Annotated in this window: 23 protein-coding genes and 1 riboswitch; of the genes, 16 read left to right on the forward strand and 7 right to left on the reverse strand. The window is 72.2% G+C overall.

All coding sequences use genetic code 11. The features are described from left to right. Positions 1-8: 8 nt before the first annotated feature. From AC3X7Z_RS09525 to AC3X7Z_RS09540, 4 genes are read right to left on the reverse strand one after another with little or no spacing between them, the layout of a single operon-like run. Positions 9-704 (reverse strand): uracil-DNA glycosylase, encoded by a 696-nt coding sequence (locus AC3X7Z_RS09525; RefSeq protein ID WP_186340249.1) that lies wholly within the window; start codon positions 702-704, stop codon positions 9-11. Next, positions 701-2137 carry a pyridoxal phosphate-dependent decarboxylase family protein gene (locus AC3X7Z_RS09530; RefSeq protein ID WP_489975760.1) on the reverse strand — a complete coding sequence of 479 codons (1437 nt, stop codon included), beginning with the start codon at positions 2135-2137 and terminating at the stop codon, positions 701-703. Before AC3X7Z_RS09530 ends, AC3X7Z_RS09525 begins: the two co-directional genes overlap by 4 nt. Then, positions 2134-3492 (reverse strand): MFS transporter, encoded by a 1359-nt coding sequence (locus AC3X7Z_RS09535; RefSeq protein WP_489975761.1) that lies wholly within the window; start codon positions 3490-3492, stop codon positions 2134-2136. The genes AC3X7Z_RS09530 and AC3X7Z_RS09535 overlap by 4 nt, the downstream gene beginning before the upstream one ends. Beyond that, entirely contained in the window at positions 3489-4910 is a 1422-nt protein-coding gene (locus AC3X7Z_RS09540; RefSeq protein WP_489975762.1) for an alpha/beta fold hydrolase, read from the reverse strand. Before AC3X7Z_RS09540 ends, AC3X7Z_RS09535 begins: the two co-directional genes overlap by 4 nt. Positions 4911-5008: 98 nt before the next feature. On the opposite strand from AC3X7Z_RS09540, the gene AC3X7Z_RS09545 reads away from it, so the two are divergent. The 4 genes from AC3X7Z_RS09545 (at position 5009) to AC3X7Z_RS09560 (ending at position 8754) form a co-directional block, all read left to right on the forward strand. Then, entirely contained in the window at positions 5009-5647 is a 639-nt protein-coding gene (locus AC3X7Z_RS09545) for a fasciclin domain-containing protein (RefSeq protein ID WP_186340252.1), read from the forward strand. A gap of 117 nt (positions 5648-5764) precedes the next feature. Further along, positions 5765-6355 carry an RNA polymerase sigma factor gene (locus tag AC3X7Z_RS09550; protein WP_206054502.1) on the forward strand — a complete coding sequence of 197 codons (591 nt, stop codon included), beginning with the start codon at positions 5765-5767 and terminating at the stop codon, positions 6353-6355. Continuing rightward, the gene (locus AC3X7Z_RS09555) at positions 6342-7118 is read left to right on the forward strand and encodes an anti-sigma factor (RefSeq protein ID WP_489975763.1); all 777 of its coding nucleotides are present in this window, start codon (positions 6342-6344) and stop codon (positions 7116-7118) included. The genes AC3X7Z_RS09550 and AC3X7Z_RS09555 overlap by 14 nt, the downstream gene beginning before the upstream one ends. 61 nt (positions 7119-7179) lie before the next feature. Beyond that, positions 7180-8754 carry a glutamate synthase-related protein gene (locus tag AC3X7Z_RS09560; protein WP_489975764.1) on the forward strand — a complete coding sequence of 525 codons (1575 nt, stop codon included), beginning with the start codon at positions 7180-7182 and terminating at the stop codon, positions 8752-8754. A 38-nt stretch (positions 8755-8792) separates the two neighbouring features. Here AC3X7Z_RS09560 and AC3X7Z_RS09565 read toward each other — a convergent pair whose 3' ends face one another. Beyond that, positions 8793-10235 (reverse strand): alpha,alpha-trehalose-phosphate synthase (UDP-forming), encoded by a 1443-nt coding sequence (locus AC3X7Z_RS09565; RefSeq protein WP_186340255.1) that lies wholly within the window; start codon positions 10233-10235, stop codon positions 8793-8795. Between the two features lie 201 nt (positions 10236-10436). Here AC3X7Z_RS09565 and napA point away from each other — a divergent pair, with 201 nt between their 5' ends. The 5 genes from napA (at position 10437) to AC3X7Z_RS09590 (ending at position 14110) form a co-directional block, all read left to right on the forward strand. Then, a complete protein-coding gene (napA, locus tag AC3X7Z_RS09570; protein ID WP_186340256.1) occupies positions 10437-10730 on the forward strand; it encodes a nucleoid-associated protein NapA in 294 nt (97 codons plus the stop codon). A 37-nt stretch (positions 10731-10767) separates the two neighbouring features. Continuing rightward, complete coding sequence (locus tag AC3X7Z_RS09575) at positions 10768-11322, forward strand: LytR C-terminal domain-containing protein (RefSeq protein ID WP_489975765.1); 555 nt, start codon at positions 10768-10770, stop codon at positions 11320-11322. A gap of 79 nt (positions 11323-11401) precedes the next feature. Then, positions 11402-12238: a trehalose-phosphatase gene (gene otsB / locus AC3X7Z_RS09580; protein WP_186340258.1), complete on the forward strand. Its 837-nt coding sequence runs from the start codon at positions 11402-11404 to the stop codon at positions 12236-12238. Between the two features lie 72 nt (positions 12239-12310). After that, positions 12311-12451, forward strand: a riboswitch (SAM riboswitch). A 10-nt stretch (positions 12452-12461) separates the two neighbouring features. Continuing rightward, a complete protein-coding gene (thrC, locus tag AC3X7Z_RS09585) occupies positions 12462-13739 on the forward strand; it encodes a threonine synthase (RefSeq protein ID WP_489975766.1) in 1278 nt (425 codons plus the stop codon). 95 nt (positions 13740-13834) lie between these two features. Further along, positions 13835-14110 carry a MoaD/ThiS family protein gene (locus AC3X7Z_RS09590; RefSeq protein WP_186340260.1) on the forward strand — a complete coding sequence of 92 codons (276 nt, stop codon included), beginning with the start codon at positions 13835-13837 and terminating at the stop codon, positions 14108-14110. Between the two features lie 22 nt (positions 14111-14132). Here the strand turns inward: AC3X7Z_RS09590 and AC3X7Z_RS09595 are convergent, their stop codons facing one another. After that, positions 14133-14609 carry a GDYXXLXY domain-containing protein gene (locus tag AC3X7Z_RS09595; protein WP_489975767.1) on the reverse strand — a complete coding sequence of 159 codons (477 nt, stop codon included), beginning with the start codon at positions 14607-14609 and terminating at the stop codon, positions 14133-14135. Next, positions 14606-15847, reverse strand: coding sequence for a DUF2157 domain-containing protein (locus AC3X7Z_RS09600; protein WP_489975768.1), 1242 nt, complete (start codon positions 15845-15847; stop codon positions 14606-14608). Before AC3X7Z_RS09600 ends, AC3X7Z_RS09595 begins: the two co-directional genes overlap by 4 nt. Positions 15848-16012: 165 nt before the next feature. Here AC3X7Z_RS09600 and AC3X7Z_RS09605 point away from each other — a divergent pair, with 165 nt between their 5' ends. The 7 genes from AC3X7Z_RS09605 (at position 16013) to AC3X7Z_RS09635 (ending at position 24019) form a co-directional block, all read left to right on the forward strand. After that, a complete protein-coding gene (locus tag AC3X7Z_RS09605; protein ID WP_489975769.1) occupies positions 16013-16861 on the forward strand; it encodes a hypothetical protein in 849 nt (282 codons plus the stop codon). Continuing rightward, positions 16858-17718, forward strand: a complete 861-nt coding sequence (locus tag AC3X7Z_RS09610) for an ATP-grasp domain-containing protein (RefSeq protein WP_489975770.1) — start codon at positions 16858-16860, stop codon at positions 17716-17718. Before AC3X7Z_RS09605 ends, AC3X7Z_RS09610 begins: the two co-directional genes overlap by 4 nt. A gap of 195 nt (positions 17719-17913) precedes the next feature. Then, complete coding sequence (locus tag AC3X7Z_RS09615) at positions 17914-18339, forward strand: TadE/TadG family type IV pilus assembly protein (RefSeq protein ID WP_489975771.1); 426 nt, start codon at positions 17914-17916, stop codon at positions 18337-18339. Positions 18340-18341: 2 nt separating this feature from the next. Further along, on the forward strand, positions 18342-19856 hold the full coding sequence (locus AC3X7Z_RS09620; protein ID WP_489975772.1) for a TadE/TadG family type IV pilus assembly protein: 1515 nt from the start codon (positions 18342-18344) through the stop codon (positions 19854-19856). Between the two features lie 235 nt (positions 19857-20091). Further along, positions 20092-21720: a chaperonin GroEL gene (groL, locus tag AC3X7Z_RS09625; protein ID WP_186340267.1), complete on the forward strand. Its 1629-nt coding sequence runs from the start codon at positions 20092-20094 to the stop codon at positions 21718-21720. A gap of 203 nt (positions 21721-21923) precedes the next feature. Next, complete coding sequence (locus AC3X7Z_RS09630; RefSeq protein WP_489975773.1) at positions 21924-22451, forward strand: hypothetical protein; 528 nt, start codon at positions 21924-21926, stop codon at positions 22449-22451. Positions 22452-22756: 305 nt separating this feature from the next. Next, positions 22757-24019 carry an MFS transporter gene (locus AC3X7Z_RS09635; RefSeq protein ID WP_206054504.1) on the forward strand — a complete coding sequence of 421 codons (1263 nt, stop codon included), beginning with the start codon at positions 22757-22759 and terminating at the stop codon, positions 24017-24019. Positions 24020-24025 lie beyond the last annotated feature (6 nt).

The following is a 24025-nucleotide window of genomic DNA, read 5'->3' on the forward strand; positions in this document are numbered from 1 at the left end:
TACGGGATTCAACTATATTCCGGAAGCCGCCAGTCGACCGGCTCCGCCCCCTGCTGCTCGAGCAGTCGGTTGACGGTGCTGAAGGGCTTCGAGCCGAAGAAGCCGCGCCGCGCGCTGAGCGGTGAGGGGTGGGGCGACTCCACGCACGGCACCTCGCCGAGGAGCGGACGCAGCGACTGGGCGTGCCGTCCCCACAGGATCGCCGCGCACGGACCGCCGCGCTCGGCGAGGGCGGTGATCGCCCGCTCGGTGATCGGCTCCCAGCCCTTGCCCCGGTGGCTGTTGGAGTCGCCCGGCCGCACGGTGAGCGTGCGGTTGAGCAGCATGACGCCCTGGTCGGCCCACGCCGACAGGTCGCCGTGACGCGGGGGCACGATCCCGAGGTCGTCGCGCAGCTCGACGTAGATGTTGACCAGGCTGGGCGGCAGCGGCCACACGTGCCGCTCGACGGCGAAGCTCAGCCCGATCGGGTGCGCGGGGTTGGGGTAGGGGTCCTGCCCCACCACCAGGACGCGGACGTCGGCGAGCGGGCGCTGGAACGCACGGAGGACCAGGTCGCCCGCCGGCTGGTAGCCGCGCCCGGCGGCCACCTCCTCGCGCAGGAACCGACCCATCGCCGCGATCCGGTCATCGACCGGGGCCAACGCCTCCGCCCAGTCGGGCGCCACCAGCCCCTTCTCGACCAGCCCCGCGAGCGCGCTCATCCGCTCACCCCGCGCACCGGGCGCTGGAGCCGGTCGAGGAACGCCACCAGCAGCGCCTCGCGCATCGACGGGGAGGCGACGTCGAGCATCGCGTTGACCTCGGCCATCCGGACGGGCAACTCGAGCTCCCCGGCCGCCGACCCACCCACCAGCCCGGACGCGGCGAGGAGGCCGTCGAAGTCGTCGTCGCCCAGGGAGGAGGGGTCGAGCGCCTCGATGAACGCCACCACCCCGGCGTCGACCGTGACCGGCCCGGCCTCGCGGGCCGCCGCGACCGACGCCGACAGCGCGCCGGCGAAGTCGGCCACGTGCGCGAGCGTGCCGGCGCTCACCGACAAGTGGATGCTCGCACCGTCGTCGCCGTGGGAGAGCTGCGGCTGGACGTACCAGCCCCGCGAGACGAGCTCGTCGGTCAGGGTGAACGGGTCGCAGGAGTCGTCGGTGGCCAGGGCGACCAGCGTCGAGTCGGGGTCTGCCACGAGCCGCAGCGCGGGCTGCGCCTCGATGCTCGCGACGATCGCGTCGACGGCCGACAGCGCGCGGTCGGCGAGGGCGAGGTAGCCCTCGTCCCCGAGGTGCTGCACCACCGCCCAGGTGCCGGCCACGGGCCCGCCCGAGCGCGTCGACTGCGTCGTGGCGTTGAGCATCGTGTAGCCCGGCCACGCGGCCGAGGCGAAGTACTGCGGCCGGCGCAACGGCGCGTCGCGGTGCAGCAGGAGCGAGGTGCCCTTGGGGGCATAGGCGTACTTGTGGGTGTCCACCGAGATCGACGTGACGCCGTCGACAGCGAAGGTCCACGGCGCGACCGCGCGGCCGAGCCGGGCGGCGTACGGGAGCACCCAACCGCCGATGCACGCGTCGACGTGGCAGCGGACGCCGCGGGCGGCTGCGGCGGCGGCGATCTCGGTGACCGGGTCGACGACCCCGTGGGCGTACGACGGCGCGCTGGCCACGACGAGCACCGTGTCGTCGCCGATCGCCTCGGCCATCGCCCGCGCGTCGGCCCGGTGGCCGGGACCGGCCGGCACGAGCACGGCCTCCACCCCGAAGTAGTGCGCGGCCTTGTGGAACGCCGCGTGCGCGGTGGTGGGCACCACCATCCGCGGCCGGACCACGTCGGGGCGGCTGTCGCGGGCTCCCTGGACGGCCAGCAGGATCGACTCGGTGCCGCCCGAGGTCACCGTCCCGACCGCCGACTCCGGTGCGTCGAGCAGGCCGCACGCGAAGCCGACCAGCTCGTTCTCCATCTGGAGCAGGGAGGGGAACGCCGTGGGGTCGAGCGCGTTGGACGCGGCGTAGGCGGCCACCGCCTGCCGGGCGACCCGATCTACCTCGGGCTCGCCCGAGTCGTAGACGTAGGCCAGCGTGCGGCCGCCGTGGACGGGCAGGTCGCGGGCCTGGAGGGCCGCGAGCCTCTGCATCGGGTCACTCACGCAGCACTCCCGGGGGCTCCTTGGGCGGCCGCCACGTCGGCGGGCTCGAGGTCGTACTGCCGCAGCCAGTGCAGGCTGGCGAGAGTCAGCGCCGCCGGCACGAGCGAGAACCCCAGCGCGATGGCGGTCAGGGCCGAGTCGGGCTGGCTGAGGTCGCGGCCCTCGCTCGAGAGGTAGCCGCCGAGCGCGAGCATCAGGGCGAAGACAGCCGTCCCGAGCGCGAGCCCCAGCGTCTCGCCGGCCGTCCAGACGCCGGTGTAGACGCCGGCACGGTTCTCGCCGGTGCGGGCCGCGTCCACGGCCGCGACGTCGGGCAGCATCGCCATCGGGAAGACCTGGCAGCCCGCGTATCCCACCCCGACCAGCCCGGTCGCCACGAACGTCCAGAGGTCGTTGCCGCCACGCGACAGCACCGCCAGCGTGGCACCCGTCGCGAGCACCACCGATGCGGCGGCGTAGCCCTGCTTCTTGCCCACCCGCTCGCCCCAGTGCGCCCACAGCGGGGTCAGCAGCAGCGCCGGGCCGACGAAGCAGACGAAGAGGATCGTGGCCGCGCCGCTGCGGCCGAGCAGGTCCTCGGCGACGTAGGCGACGCCCGCCAGCATGCAGCCCGTCGCCAGCGCCTGCAGCACGAACGTCGTCAGCAGCACCCGGAAGTCGCGGGCGCGCGCCACGATCCGCAGCTGCTCGCCCAGCGACCCGCCCCCGGCGACGACGGCGCCGATCGGCGCCCGGCGGGTGCCCCACCACGCCCCGAGGACGCCGGCCAGGATGACCACCGACATGACCACGCCCATCACCCGGTAGCCGTCGCGGCCGCCGACCGCGTCGCGGATCACCGGTGCGCTCGCCCCGGCGAGCATGATCGTCAGGGCCAGGATGGCCACGCGCCAAGTCATCAGCCGGGTGCGCTCGTCGTAGGACGAGGTGATCTCCGCCGGCATCGCGACGTAGGGCACCTGGAAGAACGCGTAGGCCGACGCCGCGAGCACGAAGAACAGCAGCACCCAGCCCGCCTCGAGCCACCTCCCGTCCAGGTCGGGAGCCGCGAAGATCAGCGCGAACGCCCCCGCCAGCATCAGCCCGGCGCGCAGCAGCCAGGGCCGCCGGGGACCGTCGGGATCGACCGTGCGGTCGCTGATCCGGCCGGCGACCGGGTTGAGCACCACGTCCCAGGCCTTGGGCAGGAACACGATCACGCCGGCCCAGATCGCCGCGATGCCGAGCTCGTCGGTGAGGTAGGGCAGGAGCATCAGCCCGGGGACCGTGCCGAAGGCGCCGGTCGCGACCGAGCCGCTGCCGTAGCCGATGCGGACGGCGCGCGACAGTGCGGTGGCGCCGACCGGGTCGCTCATCGTCCACCCAGCGCGCGGGAGCCCGCCGAGCCGTAGCGGCGCGTCGGGTTGGAGCCGATCGCGCCGGCCGCGGGGGCGGAGCCGGCGGCCTTCTTCGTGGCCTTCTTCGTGGCCTTCTTCGTGGCCTTCTTCGTGGTGTTCCTCGTGGCCTTCCTCGCGGGCTTCGCAGCGGTCTTCTTGGCCGTCTTCGTGGCAGCCGCCTTCTTCGCTGCCGCCTTGGTGGCCGGCGTCCTCGTGCCGGCCTTCTTGTTCGCGGCCTTCTTCGCAGCCGCTGCGCTGCTCGTGCTCCGGGGGGCCGGCTTCGTGGTGGCCCGGGCGCTCGGTGCCGGCGGGGCGGTCGCGGGGAGCGGTCCGCGCGACCACCGCGAGACCCACTCGTCGATCGCGGTCCAGGTCGTCGCTCGAGCCGCCCGGCCGGTGAGCATGCCGAGGTGGCCGCCGGGGACGACCTCGAAGCGCACCTCGGGCGAGCCGGTCAGCAGCGGCACCACGGCGCGCACGGCCGGGAGCGGCGCGATGCCGTCGGTGTTGCCCGCGAAGACGAGCGTCGGCACCGAGATCTCGGCGAGGTCGACCTCGCGGTCGCCGACCGGCATCCGGCCCGTCGCGAGCGCGTTGCCCTTGACGAAGCGGTGGTAGAGCTGGCCGAAGGTCCGGCCGGGGTAGGCGGTCATGGTGGACGTGAATCGCGTGACCGCCTCCTTCTGGGCGAGGTAGTCGGTGTCGTCGAGGTGCGTCAGCACCGCCAGCGGCTTGGTGAGGACCTTCTGCGCCGAGACGGCGGTGAACGCCCAGTTGACGAGCGGGGTCGGCACGCCGCCGAGCGCCCGGTAGGCCAGGGTGACGAGCCCCCTGCCCTGCGTCAGGTTGAGCAGCGGGCGCACCGGCGCCACGAGCGGCACCTTGGTCACGTCGACCGGGGAGCCCACGATCGTGATCGAGGCGATCGGCAGGTCCTTCCGGTCGGCCGCGACGAGGAGGGTGAAGATGCCGCCGAGGCTCCATCCGACGAGGTGCACGCCGCGGCCGCCGGAGTGCTGGTGGACGGCCTCGATCGCGGCCGGCAGCACCTCGTCGACCCAGTGCTCCACGCCGAGGGACCGGTTGCGGAACGAGACCTGCCCGTACTCCACGAGGTAGGTCGGGCGCCCCTGCGTGACCAGGTGCTCCACCAGCGAGCAGTCGCGGCGCAGGTCGTAGCAGAGCGCCGGTGCGGCCAGTGGGGTCACCAGCAGCACGGGGTCGCCGGTCTGGGGGACGTCCTCGGCGGGTCGGTAGTGGTAGACCTCGCGCAGCTCCCCGTCGTCGATCAGCGTCCGCGGCATCGGTCGCAGGTCTGCCAGCCCGCCGTAGAGCAGCGTCTGCGCGACATTTCCGGCCGCGGCGACCACCTGGTCGGGCTTGGGGATGAGGTCCATGGAAGAAATCTACGCAGGAGGTGCATCCGGTGGCGGGGTTCGTGCGGAGAAGGGTGCGACGGGCGCCAACGGGCGCCCCTGACGGAAGGACCCAGCTCATGTTGCGACGCGTTCCCGCCATCCTCGCCACGTCGGCCCTCGCCCTCGGTGCGATGGGGGCCACCGCGCCCGCCGCCAGCGCGAAGCCCGCGGGCGAGGACAGCCTCGCCGCCCTCCTCACCTCCGACGGCAACAAGTTCGACAAGAACAACAAGGACTTCGACATCCTCACCGAGGCCGCCCTGGCCGTCATCGGCGCCAAGCCCGACTCCCCGGTCGCGCTGCTCGCCGACGGCTCCAAGCGCCTCACCGCCTTCGCCCCGACCGACGAGGCCTTCCGCCAGCTGGCCAAGGACCTGTCCGGCAAGACGATCAAGAGCGAGAAGAAGGTCTTCGACGCGCTCGTCGAGCTCGCCGGTGTCGACACCATCGAGACCGTCCTGCTCTACCACGTCGTGCCGGGCGCGACGCTCACCAGCAGCAAGGTGCTCAAGTCCAACGGCGCCAAGCTGACGACCGCCCAGGGCGGCAAGGTCACCGTCAAGGTCAAGACCAAGCCGCGGGTGAGCATCACGCTCAAGGACGGCGACCCCAACGACCGCGACCCCAAGGTCGTGCTGAAGGCCCTCGACCTCAACAAGGGCAACAAGCAGATCGCCCACGGGATCGACCGGGTGCTCCGCCCGATCGACCTCTGACGACCGCTCCAGCGGCGACGGACGACCGAGCACGACACGAGGCAGCCAGACGGGCGGGGGGCGACGATGACCATCATCCCGTTCCCCGCCCGCGGGCCTCGCCGGTACGGTGACCCGGTGGTGACCGGGACGATGTCGTTCGACGACGAGCAGGACGAGGACGTCCTGACGCTCGCCGCGCGGCTCGTCGCCGGCGACGAGGGTGCCCTCGAGGAGATCTACGACCGCTGGTCGGCCCTGGTGCACACGTTCGCGCTCCGTGCCCTCCGCGACGTCCACGACGCCGAGGACGTCACCCAGCAGGTCTTCGTCGCCGCCTGGCGCAGCCGCCACACCCTGACCCCGAGCCCTGCCGCACTGCCGGCCTGGCTCGTCGGGATCGCCCGGCACAAGGTCTCCGACCTGCGGGCGTCCCGCGCTCGCGACGCCGACCGGCTCGCCGCCGTGGTGTCGCTCCCGGGCGCCCGCGACGACGCCGTGCAGTCGGCCGACGACGAGGTCGCCGAGCGGCTGGTCGTGCGCCAGGCCGTCGAGGACCTACCCGACCCGCGCCGGACGATCCTGCTCCTCGCCTTCTGGGAGGACCACAGCCACGCCGAGATCGCCGAGAAGATCGGCCTCCCGCTCGGCACCGTGAAGAGCCACGTGCGACGTGGCCTGATGAAGCTCCACCAGCAGCTGGAGGGGGTGCGCCATGAGTCACGTTGATGCCGAGCAGCTGGCCGGGCTCGCGCTCGACCCCCGCGACGGGCCGCCCGACGTGCGCGAGCACGTCGCGACGTGCCCCGAGTGCGCGGGAGTGGTCGCGGCGTTCACCGGCGCCCGCCGCCGCACGGGTGCCGACGCGCTCGTCGCGCCGCCCTCGCGGCTGCGCGAGCGGGTGCTGGCCGAGGTGCGTGCCGGCGACGGATCGGACCCGATCCCGGGGGCCCCGTCCCACCCCGACCAGCCGGGGACGTCGGAGCAGCGGCCGGGCCGGCGCGACCGGTCCGGTCAGCCCGACCGGGCGTCCGGACGCCGCGGCGTGCCGATGTGGCTCGCCGGGATCGCCGCCGCCCTCGCGCTCCTCGCGGGCGTCGGGCTCGGACGCATCGGCACGGCCGAGGAGACCCCCGAGGCCGTCGAGCCGCCCGGCGACGGCACCGTCGTCGCGGCCGCGTCCCTCACCGCCCTCGACAGCGACGCCCAGCGCGGCGAGGCCAGCGCCGTGCGCCACGACGACATGTTCACCATCCGGGTCTCCGCGAGCGAGCTCGGCGACGATCCGGGCGTGCGCGAGGTGTGGCTGATCAACGTCGACGGCAAGCGGATGATCTCGATCGGCCTGCTCGCCGCGGGCGACGAGGGCGAGTTCGCCGTACCGATGCGACTCATCGACGAGGGCTACCGCATCGTCGACATCTCGATCGAGCCCGACGACGGCGACCCCACGCACTCCGGGGTGAGCCTCGCCCGCGGCGAGCTCGCCTGATTCCCCTCCATCGGGACGGGCCGTCCTCGACAACGCGCCGCCGGACGGCTAGGAACGAGGCATGAAGTGGAGGCACGCGATCCTCGGCGGCACCGTGGCGGCGGCGGCCGCCACGACGGTGCACGACCTCGTCCAGACCAAGCACGCGATCATCCGCAACTTCCCGGTCGTCGGGCACGCCCGCTTCTTCCTGGAGAGGTTCGGGCCCGAGCTGCGCCAGTACATCGTCACCAGCAACGACGAGGAGCGCCCCTTCAGCCGTGACCAGCGACGCTGGGTCTACGCCAGCGCGAAGCTGGAGAACAACTACTTCGGCTTCGGCACCGACAACGACGTCGAGCGCGTCGAGGGCTACCCGATCATCAAGCACCGCACGTTCGCCGGCCCGGGCGCGGCGACCACGCCGCACGCGCAGGAGGAGATCGTGCTGCCGTGCGCCAAGGTGATGGGTGCAGCGCTGGGGCGTACGCACGCCTTCCGCCCGTCGTCGGTCGTCAACATCTCCGGCATGAGCTTCGGCTCGCTCTCGGGCAAGGCCGTGGAGGCGCTCAACCGGGGCGCGGCGATGGCCGGATGCCTGCAGAACACCGGCGAGGGGGCGCTCTCGCCCCACCACCGCCACGGCGGAGACATCGTCTTCCAGATCGGCACGTCCTACTTCGGCTGCCGCGACGAGCGCGGCCGCTTCGACCTCGACCGGCTGGTCGACGTCGTGCAGTCGGCGCCGGTGCGTGCGATCGAGGTCAAGCTGAGCCAAGGGGCCAAGCCCGGCCTCGGCGGCATGCTGCCGGGGGAGAAGGTCAGCAGGGAGATCGCGGAGATCCGCGGTATCGAGGAGGGCAAGGACTGTGCCTCGCCGAGTCGCCACTCGGTCTTCCACGACATCGACTCGCTGCTCGACTTCGTGGAGTCCGTCGCCCAGGCGACCGGCCTGCCGGTCGGCATCAAGTCGGCCGTCGGCAACCTCACCATGTGGGAGGAGCTGGTCGAGGCGATGGCGTCGGGCAGCGGCTCGGCGCGGCGCGGCGTCGACTTCGTCAACATCGACGGCGGCGAGGGCGGCACCGGTGCGGCGCCGATGATCTTCGCCGACTCCGTGGCCTACCCGTTCCGCATCGCCTTCAGCCAGGTGTGGCGGCGCTTCGCCGCGGCCGGGCTCAGCGACGACGTGGTGTTCATCGGGGCCGGAAAGCTGGGTGTGCCGGAGAACGCGGTGGTCGCCTTCGCGCTCGGCGCCGACATGGTCAACGTCGGTCGCGAGGCGATGATGTCCATCGGCTGCATCCAGGCCCAGAAGTGCCACACCGACCACTGCCCGGTCGGCATCGCGACGCAGAGCCCGCGCTACACGCGCGGCCTGGACGTGAGCCTCAAGAGCGTCCGCGCCGCCAACTACATCCGCTCGCTGCGCCGCGACCTGCTCAAGGTCTCCGAGGCGGTGGGCGTCGTGCACCCGGGGCTGATCGGCCCGGGCGACATCGACATCGTCGACGGCACCCGCACCGCGGTGGGGCTGGCGGAGGTCTACGGCTACGACCCGGCGTGGCCGCGGCTGGGCGCCGACCTGGTGCGCGGGATCGAGGAGATCATGGTGGCCCAGGACGAGACGACGCCGTCGCGGCGCGCCCCGGCCTGAGCGCCCCCGGGGTCGGCGTCGACGGGAGCCCGTGGGGGCTAGCGGGCGCTGGAGCCCCGCACCGTCTTGTCGTGGTGGTCGGGCAGCTCCTCGAGCTCGCGCAGGAAGTCGGCGGCCCACTTGGCCACGTCGTGCTGGACGACCGTCTTGCGCAGGGCGCGCATCCGGCGTGAGGTCTCCTTGCTGCCCGCGGCGTACGCGTCGAGCAGGGCCGCCTTCATGCCGTCGATGTCGTAGGGGTTGACCAGCCACGCCTGGCGCAGCTCCTGGGCGGCCCCGGCGAACTCCGAGAGCACGAGCGCCCCGTCGTCGTCGAAGCGGCACGCGACGTACTCCTTGGCGACCAGGTTCATCCCGTCGCGCAGCGGGGTCACGACCATGATGTCGGCGGCGCGGTAGAGCGCGGCCATCTCCTCGCGCGGGTAGGACGAGTGCATGTAGGAGATCGCTGGACGGCCGATCCGCCCGTGGTCGCCGTTGATCCGCCCCACCAGGAGCTCGATGTCGTCGCGCAGGATGCGGTACTGCTCGACGCGCTCGCGCGAGGGCGTGGCCACCTGGACGAAGACGGCGTCCTCGACGTCGATCTGGCCGTCGCGGACGAGCTCGCCGAAGGCGCGCAGGCGGGAGTGGATGCCCTTGGTGTAGTCGAGCCGGTCGACGCCGAGGAAGATCCGGCGGGGGTTGCCGAGCGCCTCGCGGATCTCGGCCGCCCGCTCCGCCACGCCCTCGGACCGGGCGAGCTCCTCGAAGCCGGCGGTGTCGATCGAGATCGGGAAGGCCGTCGCCCGCACCGGGCGGCCGTCGGGCAGGTAGATGGTGTCGCGGTGGGTCTTGTGGCCGACGCGGCTGCGCACCAGGCGGACGAAGTTGGCCGCGGCTCCCGGCAGCTGGAAGCCGATGAGGTCGGCACCGAGCAGCCCCTCCAGGATCTGTCGGCGCCAGGGCAGCTGGGAGAACAGCTCGGCCGGCGGGAACGGGATGTGGAGGTAGAACCCGATCCGCAGGTCGGGGCGCTGGGCGCGCAGCATCTGCGGGACGAGCTGCAGCTGGTAGTCCTGCACCCACACGGTGGCGCCCTCGGCCGCGACCTCGGCGGCCCGGTCGGCGAAGCGCTGGTTGACCGTGACGTAGGAGTCCCACCACTCACGGTGGAACTCCGGCTTGGCGACCACGTCGTGGTAGAGCGGCCACAGCGTGCCGTTGGAGAAGCCCTCGTAGAAGTCCTCGACCTCGCGCGCGGTCATCGACACCGGCACCAGCGAGAGGCCGTCCTCCACGAACGGCTCGAAGTCGTCGTCGTCCGCCGATCCCGGCCAGCCGATCCAGGCGCCGTCGTTGGAGCGCAGCACGGGCTCGAGGGCCGTCACCAGCCCGCCGGGGGAGCGGCGCCACGAGTCCGTCCCGTCGGGGAGGCGTACGCGGTCCACGGGAAGCCGGTTGGCCACGATCACGAGGTCTGCCTGCGGGGCTTGGCTCACGGCGCAACCCTAGCGACGAACCCGAGGCGCGCAGACCACCCCGCGGTGTCGTGCCGCCACGGTGGCGGCGGGGCGCGCGAGAGCCGCGGAGGTTTTGTCCAGACGACTCGCCGCATGCGAATGACATGGTTGTCGTTCGTCGCCTAGACTCGTGCTCGTCCGCCCGGTCACGGGCGACGTGGGGTCGAGGAGGGGATGGCAATGGACGCCGCCAAGCACATCGCAGCCGAGCAGGAGACTGCGGCGGGGCTGAGCCAGCGCGACCGCGACATCCTCGAGTTCGAGCGGCACTGGTGGAAGTACGCCGGCGCCAAGGAGCAGGCTGTCCGCGAGAAGTTCGACATGTCCTCGACCCGCTACTACCAGGTGCTCAACGCCCTCATCGACCGCCCCGAGGCGCTCGAGGCCGACCCGCTCCTCGTGCGCCGGCTGCGCCGCCTGCGCGCCTCCCGACAGCGCCAGCGCTCCGCGCGGCGGCTCGGGTTCGAAGTCTGACGCCGCACCCGCCCACTCACGATTGGTCACCTTCCCCATGACCTCCTTCCCCAGCTTCCCCAGCTTCCCCAGCCCCGGCCGCACCCCGACGCGACGTCGTGACGAGCGCGGCGTCGCCTTCCCGTCGCCGCTCGTCATGCTCTCGGTCCTCGCCGTCGCGATGGCCTCGATCACCTTCGTCGCCACCCGCGACCAGGCGCCGACCGAGCGCCGCGTCGACACCGCCACGATCGCCAGCTCGACCACGGCGCCGTCGGCCGAGCCGGCCCCGACGCCGTCGGAGAAGCCGAAGCCCAAGCCCAAGCCACAGGTCGAGCGCGGCGAGGTCTACGTCGAGGTCTACAACAACTCCGGCATCCGCGGCCTCGCCGCGGCGACCGCCGCGACGGCCACGGGGGTCGGCTGGGCCGTGGTCGGCGAGGACAACTGGCAGGGCCTGATCCCCACCAGCACGGTCTACTACCCGCCGCGGCTCAAGGCTGCGGGCAAGCAGCTCGCGCTCGACCTCGGCATCACGCGCACGGCGCCCGCCGTCGGCGTGATGAAGCGCGACCGGCTCACCGTGATCCTCACCGCCGACGCCCCGCGCTGACCCGGCCCGGCGCGCCGCTCCCCACACCCCGGGGCGGCCGGCTGCCGCGCGCGAGCGGACCACATGGTTGGGTTGCCCCATGGAGTTCACCTCCGCCGACGCGCGCAGGCACTACGACGCCGTGCGCGAGGTCCTCGCCGGCACGGTCGTCGGCCTCGACTTCGACGGGACGCTGTCGCCGGTCGTCGACGACCCCGAGGCGGCCCGGCTGCACGCCGGGGCGCCGGGAGTGCTGCTCGACCTCGCCGAGGCGGTGCGCGCCGTCGCGGTGATCACCGGCCGGCCGGCGCGCCAGGCCATCGCCATGGGCGACCTCGACGCGCTGGGCGACGCCATGCTCGACCGCGGTGCCGAGCTCTTCGTCTTCGGCCAGTACGGCAACGAGCGGTGGTCGGCCAGCGAGCCGCGGATCAGGTCGCCCCGCCCGCCCGCCGGCCTGGCGAGCTTCGAGCGCGAGCTGCCCGGGGTGCTGCGGCGCGCCGGGGCCGCCGACGCCTACGTGGAGGAGAAGGGCCTCGCCGTCGCCGTGCACACCCGCCGGATGGACGACCCGACCGGTGCCTTCGAGCGCCTGGTCGAGCCGATCACCGCCCTCGCCCGGCGCCACCGGCTCGGCATCGAGCCCGGCCGCAACGTGATCGAGGTCCGCTCGGCCGAGATGCACAAGGGCCAGGCGCTGCGCACGTTCGTGGCCCAGCAGGAGGCCGCCGGGGTCGTCTTCGCCGGCGACGACCTGGGCGACGTGGAGGCGTTCGAGGCCGTCCGCGCGCTGCGCTCCGGCGGGCTGCCCGGCCTGGTGGTGTGCTCGGCCTCGAGCGAGCAGCCGGCCCTGGTGCGGTTGGCCGACGTGGTCGTGGACGGTCCCGACGGTGTCGTCGAGCTGCTGTCCTCCCTGGCGTCGCCCTCGCTGGCCTGACGGCCCCACAGACGGCTGTCCGCATCGTGGACACGATGTGCACATCGTGAGACAGCCTGCCTAGGCTGAGCCTGCTCATCACGAGGGACTGAGGGAACGGCCCGACGAAGTCCCGGCAACCACCCGTGTGCCTCCTGTCCGGACACCCCTCCGGCAGTCACGGGAGCAGGTGCCAAATCCGACCCCAGCGAGAGTCGCGGGGACAGATGAGAAGGAGGACTTCATGAGCACCCTGCTGGACGAAAGCACCACCGAGTCGCCCCGGTTCCGCGAGCGCGCCTTCGGCAACGCCCGCGCCCTTGCCTGCCGCGAGTGCGGCCACGAGGTCGTCCTGGGCCCGTCGTACGCCTGTCCGGAGTGCTTCGGGCCGCTCGAGGTGGCCTACGACTTCCCGGCCGTGACCCGCGAGGAGATCGCGGCCGGCCCGCCCAACATCTGGCGCTACAAGGCGCTGCTGCCGGTGCCGTCCGACATCGAGCAGAGCCCCAACACCGAGCCGGGCTTCACCCGCCTGCTGCAGGCGAACAACCTGGCCCGCGAGCTCGGCCTGGAGAAGCTGTGGGTCAAGGACGACTCGACCAACCCGACCAACTCCTTCAAGGACCGGGTCGTCGCCTGCGCGCTCAGCGCCGCGCGTGAGCTCGGCGCCAAGGTCTTCGCCTGCCCGTCGACCGGCAACCTGGCCAACGCCGTCGCCGCCGCGGGCGCCCGCGCCGGCATCAGGACCGTCGTCTTCATCCCGAGCGACCTCGAGAAGCCCAAGCAGGTCAACTCGGCCGTCTACACCGACCGGCTGGTGGCCGTCGACGGCAACTACGACGACGTCAACAAGCTCGCCTCGGAGATCGCCGGCGAGGAGGAGGGCTGGGCGTTCGTCAACGTCAACGTGCGGCCGTTCTACGCCGAGGGCTCCAAGACGCTGGGCTACGAGATCGCCGAGCAGCTCGGCTGGCGGCTCCCCGACCAGGTCGTCATCCCGGTGGCGTCCGGCTCGCAGCTCACCAAGGTCGACAAGGCGTTCCGCGAGCTGGTCGCGCTCGGCCTCGTCGAGGACAAGCCCTACAAGATCTTCGGCGCCCAGGCGACCGGCTGCTCGCCGGTGTCGGTGGCCTACAAGGCCGGCACCGACGCCATCCGCCCGGTCAAGCCCGACACCATCGCCAAGAGCCTCGCCATCGGCAACCCGGCCGACGGGATCTACGTGCTCGACATCTGCCGCCGCAGCGGCGGCGCCGTCGAGGACATCACCGACGACGAGGTGCGCGAGGGCATCCTGCTGCTGGCCCGCACCGAGGGCATCTTCACCGAGACGGCGGGCGGCACCACGGTGGGCGTGCTCAAGAAGCTCGTCGAGACCGGGCAGCTCGACACCTCGCTGGAGACCGTCGTGATCAACACCGGGATGGGCCTCAAGACCCTCGACGCCGTCGCCGACCGGGTCGGACCCGCCGCCACCATCGCACCGTCCTACGACGCCTTCGTGGCGTCCGGCGTGCTCTGAGAGGAAGATCAGCACATGAGCGAGCGCAGCGAGCGGACCATCCCCGACAGTGAGACACGTGCCTCGTGCGCGCACGGAGCGAAGGGGGTGCGCGCATGAGCGTGTCCGTCCGCATCCCGACGATCCTGCGCACCTACACCGGCGGTGAGTCGGAGGTGAGCGCCGAGGGCGACACCCTCGCGGCCGTCCTCGACGACCTCGACGCGAGCTACGCCGGCATCAAGGGCCGCATCGTCGACGAGGCCGGTCACCTGCGCCGGTTCGTCAACGTCTACGTCGGCAACGACGACGTGCGCTTCCTCGACGACCTCGACACCGCGACCCCCGACGGGGTGCAGATCTCGGTGATCCCGGCGGTCGCGGGGGGCTGAGCCCGACGACCGCCCGCGGACGTCAGGGCGCTCGTACGTCGACGACGGTGGCGTTGCCGCGGGAGTCGATGCGCAGCTCGGCGAGCGCGCCGTCGCGCAGCTGGTCCTCGACCTCCCGCGCGCGGTCCTGCGGCAGGAACCAGCTCTCGATCCCGCAGCGGACCTGCCACGACCGGTCGTCGCACGCGAGGTAGGGCCCCTGCGCGGGCCGGGTGCGCGTCCACCGGTCGCCGACCCACACGCCGTCCTCCTCGACGAGGGCGAGGTAGGCGTCGCCGGACTCGCCGTCGTCCGGCGCGTCGAGGCGCAGGTCGGGGTAGTCGAGGGCGACGTAGGCGCCGCGGAACGGATCGATCGGATCGAGCGGCGCCACCCGCACCACGTAGCTGTCGCCCGCCACCCGGGCGGAGAGCTGGGGCGCCACGGCCGCACCGACCAGCGCCAGCTGGCACGCGGCCACCACCGCGACGGTCAGGGCGGGGGGCAGGTTGCGGGTCATCGGTCCGTCTCCTTCGGGGTGGTCGGTAGGGGGCCGGCCGCGTCGAGGGCCTGGGCGAGCTCGCGACGGGCCCGGTCGAACAGGAAGCCGGTGCCGAGGATGACGGTGCCGAGCACCACGAACAGCCAGGCGCCGGTGACGATGGGGGCGAAGACCGCGAAGCTCTGGGAGGTCGTGAACACGACCAGCCCCAGCATCGCCATCCAGGTGAGCGTCGGGTGGTCGCGCACGGTCCCGACGGTGACGACGGCGACGGCCAGCACGGCGTAGGCGAGGATCGAGATCGCGGCCCGCGCCCAGTCGGCTCCGTCGACGCCGGAGGTGTCGGCGCCGGTGTCCCAGAGACTGAGCGCCCCGGCCACCAGCAGCACCGCGAGGGCGCCGACCGGCTCCAGGACCGGCGCCCCGCGCCGGAGGACGCCGGCGGCAACCGTGGCCACCGCGGCAAGGGCGAGGGCCATCACCAGCCAGGTCGACCAGGCCGGTCCGTCGCCGCCGGAGCCGGGGATCGCGGCGACGAACAGCGCCAGCAGGGCCGCGCCGCCGGCGACGGTGCGCCAGGTCCACGCGAAGGCGTCGACCCAGCCGTCGTGCAGGACCGCCAGTGCGGCGGCGAGCACCGCGCCCCCGCCGAGCAGCACGACGACGGTCGTGCCGTCCTGGGCGTCCCACAAGGGCTGCATGAACCACCAGGTGACGCCCGTGGCGACGCCGACCAGGAACGGCGCGTGGGCCCGGGTCGTATAGGCGTGGAGGAGGGCTGCGACGGACCACAGTCCGACGAGGCGCGGCTCGTAGGCCGGGACCTGCAGGGACTGTGCGGCCTGGAAGACGAGCGCACCGGCGCCGAGCGCGGCGAGGAGCCGCAGCGCGCCGACGAGCGGCGGTGAGGCGCGCCGCGCGGCCAGCGCCTCGCCGCCCACGAGGAACGCGAGCCACAGCGCCGCCACGGTGGCGAAGCGGGCCGCGGGGGAGAGCTGGTCGAGGTTGGCGGCGACGAGCCAGACGAGTCCGACGCCGACGAATCCGGCGCCGAGGTGGAGCAGCACGCGGCCGACGCCGACGCGGGCGTGGGGCTCGGCGCGATAGCGCGAGGACAGGAGCGCCGCCTGCTCCTCGGTGAGGATCCCCTCCGCGGTCCAAGTGGCGATCTCGCCGCGGAGCCAGGCGTGCTGGCGCGGCGCGACCGCTCGAAGGGCGGGAGGCGGTGCCGTTGCAGGGGACGCGGTGTCGGTCATGGCCCTACCGTGGCGTGGACCGGTCGGGTTGTCCTGAGTACATCGACCCATCTCGCCCTGCCGTTCGGTCACGGACCTCCCCCGGAGCCGTCGTACGCCCGGTGGACCGGGGCACGCGGTGTGGGGGATCACGTCCGGAGCCGCAGGTCAGGCTAGGGTCTGCGGGTGCGCACCACTGCCCGACGAGCCAGCCAGGCCGTCAAGAAGGCGGCCCAGAAGGCAGGCCGGATGCAGGCATCGCCCGTGCCTGCCCAGCCCGAGCCGCCCGACCCCAGGGCCGAGCGCCGTCGCCGGCTGCTGGCGAGCAACCTGACCGAGCTGGCCATCGAGTTCCGCACCGACAAGTGGGGCGTGCACCGCTACACCCCCCACTACGAGCGCCACCTCCAGCACCTGCGGGGCGAGTCGTTCACGCTGCTCGAGCTCGGGATCGGCGGCTACAAGAAGCGCCGCAAGAGCGGTGCGTCGATGAAGATGTGGCGCTGGTTCTTCCCCAAGGCCCGCATCGTCGGCCTCGACATCGAGGACAAGTCGTGGCTCACCCGGGGCCACATCCACACCTACCTCGGCGACCAGACCGACCCGGAGGTCCTCCAGCGGATCATCGACGAGCAGGGGGCTCCGCTGGTCGTCATCGACGACGGCAGCCACATCCCGGCCCACGTCCGCGAGTCGTTCCGCATCCTGTTCCCGCTGCTGCCCGACGGGGCCATCTACTGCATCGAGGACACCCAGACGTCCTACTGGCCGGCATGGGGCGGCCAGCTCGACCCGCGGGCGCCGGGCACGTCGATGGACCTGGTCAAGGACCTCATCGACGGGCTCAACCACGAGGAGTTCCTGCTCGAGGGCTACCAGCCCACCTACACCGACCAGTGGGTCCGGGCCGTGCACTGCTACCACAACCTCGTGATCATCGAGAAGGGCGACAACCGCGAGGGCACCAACCGCGACCGGGTCGCCCACGAGCTCTACGGCGCCTCCGAGCTGCCCGAGGACCCCGACCCTGCATGAACGTCCTGCTCGCCACCAGCGGTGACCTGCCGCAGGGGGAGCCCGGCGCGGCCGTCCTCGACGCGGTCCTGCGCGAGCGCGGGCTGGACGCCGCCTGGGCGCGGTGGGACGACCCAGCGGTCGACTGGGACGCGGCCGAGCTGGTCGCCGTCCGCTCGACCTGGGACTACGTCACCCGGCACCGCGAGTTCCTCGCCTGGGCGGCCTCGCTCGACCAGTCGCGCCTGCTCAACGGCGCCGACGTGTTCGCGTGGAACCACGACAAGCGCTACCTGACCGAGCTCGGCGACCTGCCGGTCGTGCCCACCCTGCTCGCCGACGACCGGGCCGCGCTCGCCGAGGGCGTACGCCGCTTCGGCGCGGCGGTCGTCAAGCCGCGGGTGGGAGCCGGGGGAGCGGGCCTGCTGGTGGTCACCGACCCCGACGACCCGCGCCTGGGCCGGCCGGTGCGCAGCCAGCCCGACTCCCCCGAGGTCGACGGCCCGTGGGTCGTCCAGCCGCTCGTGGAGTCGATCCGCACCGACGGCGAGGCGTCGGTCCACGTCCTCCACGGCCGTGTCGGCCAGCGCTTCGACAAGCGGCCCGGCGGGGGCGACGTCCGGGTCAACGAGGAGTTCGGCGGCAGCGTGCGCCCCGTCGAGACCGGCGACGTCGCCGACCTGGTGGAGCGGGCGTACGACGCCATGGCTGCGCGCTTCGGCCGCCCGATCGACTACCTCCGGGTCGACCTGCTGCGCTGGGACGGCGAGTGGGTGGTGAGCGAGCTCGAGCTGATCGAGCCCGGCCTCTACCTCGACGTCTCGCCCGCCAACGCCGCGCCGTTCGCCGACCTCGTGGTGGACCGCCTGCGGCGCTGACGGACGCGCTGGAGCGACCCGGGGTCAGGAAATGGCCCGAACGGGCTATACGAACGGCCTCATCGGGGGGCGCGCCGACCACGCGCCCGCCCCGAGGATGAGCCCATCCTGCGCGCGGTGTCTCAGCCGACGATGCGAGCGGCAGGCCGAGAGCCGTCGCGCCTGCGGGCGTACGGCAGGGTGTGGAGGAACGACGTGGGACTGCCGCGCAACAGCGCACGCGGAGAACGAGGCGCCGCTGCCGTCGAGTTCGCCCTCGTCGTGCCCCTGCTCATCGCGCTCGTGTTCGGGATCGTCGACTTCGGATGGGCGATCAACCGCTACTCCGCGGTGGGCAACGCCGCCCGTGAGGGCGCCCGCGTGGCGAGCCTGGGTGCCACCAGTGCCGAGGTGTCCTCGGCCGTCAACGCCGCGATGAGCGGGATGGGTGGAGGCGGGACCGCCACGGTAGCCGTGACCTGCGCCAAGCCGACCGGCGTGAGCTGCGCGTATGCAAGTGCCGCTCCAGGTGACACCGCCATCGTGACCATCAGCTACCGAGCGGACTGGTTGACCCCGATGGGGTCGGCCTTCGCGAGCAAGATGTCAATGTCCAAGGAGAGCCGGATGAGGATCGAATGACGATGAAACGACGACCCCGCAACGAGCGCGGGGCGACAGCGATCCTCGTGGCCCTTCTTGCCGTGGTCCTGTTCGGCGCCGCCGCGCTGGGCGTCGACTACTCGAGCCTGGTGATGGAGCGGCAGAAGCTGCACGACCACATCGACTCCGCTGCACACTCCGGCGCGTTCGAGCTGCCGAGCAACGGCTTGCAGGCCAAGAGCGCCGCACGGAGCATCGCCCTCGAACAGGACAGTGCCATCAACCCGGCGGTCAACCTGTTCTGCGTCGTCGCGTCGACCGGTAGCTCTCCGTACCTGCCGAGCACGGCGCAGATCCCGAGCACCTGCTATCCGGGACCGAGCCCGTACAACTACGTCAAGTATCCCGCCATGCGGTGCAACGCGGCGATCTGCGCGATCCCGTGCCCCGACACCGGGGTAGGCATCACGTGCAACACGGTGCAGGTGAGCGACAACAAGACCGTCGACTTCAAGTTCGCGCCGGTCATGGGCATCGACTCGGGCCGGACGGGAAGCGTCGCCTCGGCTGCGTGCAAGGGGTCGTGCGGTGCGGAGTCGCCCAACCCGATGGACATCGTGGTGCTGGCCGACCGGACCCTCTCCATGAGTGAGTCCAACCGGCGAGCCATGGTGACCGGCATCGAGGACGCGCTCAAGACGATGAATCCTCAGATGCACTACGTCGCGCTCGGCGCGCTGCACAAGTCGGTGGGGACGGACAACAACTGCTTGACCCAGCCGTGGCCAGCCCCCCGGGCGAAGAAGTCCTCCGAGACGAACAGCCAGTACCAGGCCTTCGTCCAGGGGGAGATCGTCAAGGGCAAGTGGGTGGCGACCCCGTTCAGCAACAACTACCTGACCGCGTCGGCGACGCCCACGCTCAACACCGCCAGCCCGCTCGTGAAGGCTGTGAAGTGCATCAGCAACACCTCTTCGCCGGTCGAGTACCGCACCCATCTCGCCAGTGCGTTGAAGGGTGCAGCGCGGTACCTCCTCGGCAAGGACCCCAACAACCTGGGTTCGCTGCCATCCACCCGCGAGGGGACGGTCAAGAAGGTCATCCTCTTCGAGACCGATGGCAAGCCGCAGGAAGTCCTCAACGCCCACTCGGGCGGGCTGTCGCTCAACACCGCCGGCGACATGGGCGTGGGCGGCGAGTCCGCCAGCCAGCTGCGGCAGGCATGCAAGAACGCCACCGACGTCGCCACTCAGGCGAAGGCGGAGAAGGCACTCATCATCACCGTGGGTTTCGGTGAGGCCAACACGGCGAGCTGTGGGTCGAGCACCGTCACCCCCTACGTCCGCGATGCCCTGGCCGCGGCGGCCTCGCCCCACCCCGCCACTGGCCTGCCCTCGCAGGCCAACAGCGACTGCAGCACCCCCGCCGAGCGCACGACGGAGAACTCGGACGGCGACTTCTACTACTGCGCTGTGTCGGGATCCGAGCTCGGGCCGATCTTCTCGACCGCGATCAGCTCGCTGGCCAACGGCATCAAGCTCATCAGGATGCCGTAGCCGACCCTCACACCTGCCAGCGCCACCCGGCAACCGCCGGGTGGCGTTTGCACTCTCGGTGGGCGAGTGCTAAACATGAGGTTGGCACTCTCGTCACGAGAGTGACAACGACCTGGGTGACGCTGAGGTCCGCAGAAGCCGGCGTGAATGGATCGCCGGCGGAGCGGATCGTCCGTCGCGGGCAGCCCGCCCGGCGTCGACACACAGACTCATGTCGATAGGAATCGCACGCGATATGGCCAAGCTGATTGCTTTCAACGAGGAGGCCCGCCGCGGCCTCGAGCGAGGAATGAACACCCTCGCCGACGCGGTCAAGGTCACCCTCGGCCCCAAGGGCCGCAACGTCGTCCTGGAGAAGAAGTGGGGCGCCCCCACGATCACCAACGACGGTGTCTCGATCGCCAAGGAGATCGAGCTGGAGGACCCCTACGAGAAGATCGGCGCCGAGCTGGTCAAGGAGGTCGCCAAGAAGACCGACGACGTCGCCGGTGACGGCACGACGACGGCCACCGTCCTGGCCCAGGCCATGGTCCGCGAGGGCCTGCGCAACGTCGCGGCCGGCGCCAACCCGATGGGCCTCAAGCGGGGCATCGAGGCCGCCGTCGCCGCCGTGTCCGAGCAGCTGCTCGCCATGGCCAAGGACGTCGAGACCAAGGAGCAGATCGCCTCGACCGCCTCGATCTCCGCCGCCGACACCACCGTCGGCGAGATCATCGCCGAGGCGATGGACAAGGTCGGCAAGGAAGGCGTCATCACCGTCGAGGAGTCCAACACCTTCGGGCTGGACCTCGAGCTGACCGAGGGCATGCGCTTCGACAAGGGCTACATCTCGGCCTACTTCGCGACCGACCTCGAGCGCATGGAGGCCGTGCTGGAGGACCCCTACATCCTCATCGCCAACTCCAAGGTGTCGACGGTCAAGGACCTGCTGCCGCTGCTGGAGAAGGTCATGCAGTCCGGCAAGCCGCTGCTGATCATCGCCGAGGACGTCGACGGCGAGGCCCTCTCGACCCTGGTGGTCAACAAGATCAAGGGCACCTTCCGCTCCGTGGCCGTCAAGGCCCCGGGCTTCGGTGACCGCCGCAAGGCCATGCTGCAGGACATCGCCATCCTCACCGGTGGCCAGGTCATCTCCGAGGAGGTCGGCCTCAAGCTCGAGTCCGCCGGCCTGGAGCTGCTCGGCCAGGCGCGCAAGGTCGTCATCACCAAGGACGAGACCACCATCGTCGAGGGTGCCGGCGACCAGGGCCAGATCGAGGGCCGGGTCAACCAGATCCGCGCCGAGATCGAGAAGTCCGACTCCGACTACGACCGCGAGAAGCTCCAGGAGCGCCTCGCCAAGCTGGCCGGCGGCGTGGCCGTCATCAAGGTCGGCGCGGCCACCGAGGTCGAGCTCAAGGAGCGCAAGCACCGCATCGAGGACGCCGTTCGCAACGCGAAGGCCGCCGTCGAGGAGGGCATCGTCGCCGGCGGTGGCGTGGCGCTCGTCCAGGCCGCCGACATCGCGTTCGGCAAGCTCGAGCTCACCGGCGACGAGGCGACCGGTGCCGAGATCGTCCGCAAGGCGACCGAGGCCCCGCTCAAGCAGATCGCCGTCAACGCCGGTCTCGAGGGTGGCGTCGTCGCCGAGAAGGTGCGCAACCTCGAGGCGGGTCACGGCCTCAACGCCGCGACCGGTGACTACGTCGACATGATCGCCGAGGGCATCATCGACCCGGCCAAGGTCACCCGCTCGGCGCTGCAGAACGCCGCGTCGATCGCCGCGCTGTTCCTCACCACCGAGGCCGTCGTGGCCGACAAGCCCGAGAAGACGCCGGCCATGCCCGGCGGCGACATGGGCGGCATGGGCGGCATGGACTTCTGATCGACTGATCAGGTCCACCAGCTCCACCAGCCAGAACCAGCAGGGCCCCCGCTCCGGCGGGGGCCCTGCTGCTGCCATCTCCGGTCGTGTCGGCGCAGGTGGCACCCTCTGTGAGCCCCGCCGGGGAACCCGGCCACCCGCCACCACGTCGGACCGGAGAACGGGAGGCCCGCGCCGCCCGTACGACGAAAGGGATGCCCGCCATGAGCCGACACACCACCCGACGCCACCCGGCCCACCTGCTCCCCGCAGGGGCCGCGGGCCTCGTCCTCGCCCTCACGCTCGCCGGCTGCGGCGCGGAGGACGACGACGCGCCCACGTCCGAGCCGACCGCGAGCGAGTCCACGAGCCAGACCGAGACCCCGACCGAGACCTCGACGGAGCCGCTGGTCCTCACCGCCGACGGCTCGAGCGCCGGCAAGTGCGCCATGCCCTCCGCGGAGGTCCTCGCGACGTTCGACACGGCGTTCGAGGGCACCGTCACCTCCCTGGCCGACGGGACGGCGACGCTCGAGGTGGAGCAGTGGTACGCCGGCGCCGAGACGCCCACCGTCGTCGTCGAGGCACCCAGCAAGGCGCTGGGGGACCTGCTGATGGCCGTCGACTTCCAGGAGGGGCGCACCTACCTCGTCAGCGCCGACGACGACCGGGTCACGCTCTGCGGCTTCACCGCGGAGGCCTCCCCGGAGCTCGAGGCGCTCTACGACCAGGCCTTCGACGCCGCTCAGTGAGGGGCCCTGGGAAGGGCACCGGCCCCGAGTGAATCGCCGAGTCGGCGCATCCTGACACCCATTGCGTGCAGGATGCGCCGACTCGGCGGCGTCTCGGAGTCAGGATGCGCCGCCTGAACCGTTGGGGGACCGGGCCGATCGGCCCGGGGCGCAGCCGCGTCAGGGGCGGGTCAGGGGCCCATCCGGCCCCGGCAGTCGGCCCCTAGCGAGCCTGATCGCGGCGCGCGTAACTTCGTGAGCACATCGCACAGGGCCCGAGCTGTTCGGTGGGTTTGGGTTGGTTCCTCGACCACCAGGAGCACACGATGAGCGCCACGACCGCACCCCGGAGCCCGGGCAACCCGTGGGTGATGCTGGCCCTGGCCACGATCGGGTTCGCGGTCAACTTCTGGGCCTGGGCGCTGATCAGCCCGCTCGGCCCGCTCTTCCTCAAGCAGGGCGCCGACAGCCCGCTCGGCCAGCTCAGCCAGTCCGAGGTGTCGCTGATGGTCGCCGTCCCCGTGGTGGTCGGCTCGCTGGGCCGCATCGTGGTGGGCGCGCTGACCGATCGCTACGGCGGGCGGCTGATGTTCCCGATCGTGTCCGGTGTGTCCATCGTGCCGGTGCTGTTCCTGGCCTACTTCGCCCTCGACTCCTACCCGCTGGTGCTCCTCGGCGGCTTCTTCCTCGGCATCGCCGGCACAGCGTTCGCCGTCGGTGTCCCCTTCGTCAACGCATGGTTCCCGCCGGAGAAGCGGGGCCTGGCGGTCGGCATCTTCGGGGCGGGCATGGGCGGCACCGCGATCAGCGCCCTGACGACCGTCCCGCTCTGGGAGAACCTCGGGCGGACCGCCCCCTTCCTCATCACCGCGGGGGTCCTGGCGGTCTACGCGGTGGTCGCCTGGGTGGTCATGCGGGACGCACCCGGCCGGGTCCCGCCCAGCACCAGCCTCGGCGCGCGGGTGTCGGCCGACGCCCGCCTGCCGATCACCTGGCAGGCCAGCGTGCTCTACGCGGTCGCCTTCGGGGGCTACGTCGCCTTCTCGGTGTTCCTGCCGACCTACCTCAAGACCGCCCACGGGCTCGAGCCGGCCGACGCGGCCAACCGGATGGCGGGCTTCGTGGTGGTCGCGGTCGTGATGCGGCCCGTCGGCGGCTGGCTGTCGGACCGGCTCGGCTCCATCCCCGTGCTCGCCGCCGGCTTCGCCGTGGTGGCCGTCTGCGCCGCGGTCGCCGCGCCCAACCCGCCCGTGACTGCGGCCGACGGGAGCTACCTCACCCTCGGCACCGCCACCTTCCTGCTGATGGCCGCGGCCCTCGGCTCCGGCTCCGGCGCGACCTTCGCCCTGATCGCGCAGGCCACGCAACCCGCCCGCGTCGGTGGCGTGACCGGGCTGGTGGGCGCGGCCGGCGGGCTCGGTGGCTTCGTGCCGCCCCTCCTCATGGGGTGGATCTACGGCCAGACGGAGTCCTACGCCATCGGGCTGTGGCTGCTCGCCGTGACCTCCGCGCTGACCCTGGTGCTGACCGTGACCCTCGTCCGCCGCACCGCGGCGGAGTCGGCCGCCGCCGCCGGCGTCGCCGCTTGAGCGGAT

The sequence above is a fragment of the Nocardioides sp. Z24_21 genome (assembly GCF_058134345.1).

Bases quoted from the DNA above. Each gene is read 5' to 3' on its own strand.
- AC3X7Z_RS09525 (WP_186340249.1), bottom strand. From the start codon at position 704: ATGAGCGCGCTCGCGGGGCTGGTCGAGAAGGGGCTGGTGGCGCCCGAC.
- AC3X7Z_RS09535 (WP_489975761.1), bottom strand. From the start codon at position 3,492: ATGAGCGACCCGGTCGGCGCCACCGCACTGTCGCGCGCCGTCCGCATC.
- AC3X7Z_RS09540 (WP_489975762.1), bottom strand. From the start codon at position 4,910: ATGGACCTCATCCCCAAGCCCGACCAGGTGGTCGCCGCGGCCGGAAAT.
- AC3X7Z_RS09545 (WP_186340252.1), top strand. From the start codon at position 5,009: ATGTTGCGACGCGTTCCCGCCATCCTCGCCACGTCGGCCCTCGCCCTC.
- AC3X7Z_RS09555 (WP_489975763.1), top strand. From the start codon at position 6,342: ATGAGTCACGTTGATGCCGAGCAGCTGGCCGGGCTCGCGCTCGACCCC.
- AC3X7Z_RS09560 (WP_489975764.1), top strand. From the start codon at position 7,180: ATGAAGTGGAGGCACGCGATCCTCGGCGGCACCGTGGCGGCGGCGGCC.
- napA (WP_186340256.1), top strand. From the start codon at position 10,437: ATGGACGCCGCCAAGCACATCGCAGCCGAGCAGGAGACTGCGGCGGGG.
- AC3X7Z_RS09575 (WP_489975765.1), top strand. From the start codon at position 10,768: ATGACCTCCTTCCCCAGCTTCCCCAGCTTCCCCAGCCCCGGCCGCACC.
- otsB (WP_186340258.1), top strand. From the start codon at position 11,402: ATGGAGTTCACCTCCGCCGACGCGCGCAGGCACTACGACGCCGTGCGC.
- thrC (WP_489975766.1), top strand. From the start codon at position 12,462: ATGAGCACCCTGCTGGACGAAAGCACCACCGAGTCGCCCCGGTTCCGC.
- AC3X7Z_RS09590 (WP_186340260.1), top strand. From the start codon at position 13,835: ATGAGCGTGTCCGTCCGCATCCCGACGATCCTGCGCACCTACACCGGC.
- AC3X7Z_RS09595 (WP_489975767.1), bottom strand. From the start codon at position 14,609: ATGACCCGCAACCTGCCCCCCGCCCTGACCGTCGCGGTGGTGGCCGCG.
- AC3X7Z_RS09600 (WP_489975768.1), bottom strand. From the start codon at position 15,847: ATGACCGACACCGCGTCCCCTGCAACGGCACCGCCTCCCGCCCTTCGA.
- AC3X7Z_RS09610 (WP_489975770.1), top strand. From the start codon at position 16,858: ATGAACGTCCTGCTCGCCACCAGCGGTGACCTGCCGCAGGGGGAGCCC.
- AC3X7Z_RS09620 (WP_489975772.1), top strand. From the start codon at position 18,342: ATGAAACGACGACCCCGCAACGAGCGCGGGGCGACAGCGATCCTCGTG.
- groL (WP_186340267.1), top strand. From the start codon at position 20,092: ATGGCCAAGCTGATTGCTTTCAACGAGGAGGCCCGCCGCGGCCTCGAG.
- AC3X7Z_RS09630 (WP_489975773.1), top strand. From the start codon at position 21,924: ATGAGCCGACACACCACCCGACGCCACCCGGCCCACCTGCTCCCCGCA.
- AC3X7Z_RS09635 (WP_206054504.1), top strand. From the start codon at position 22,757: ATGAGCGCCACGACCGCACCCCGGAGCCCGGGCAACCCGTGGGTGATG.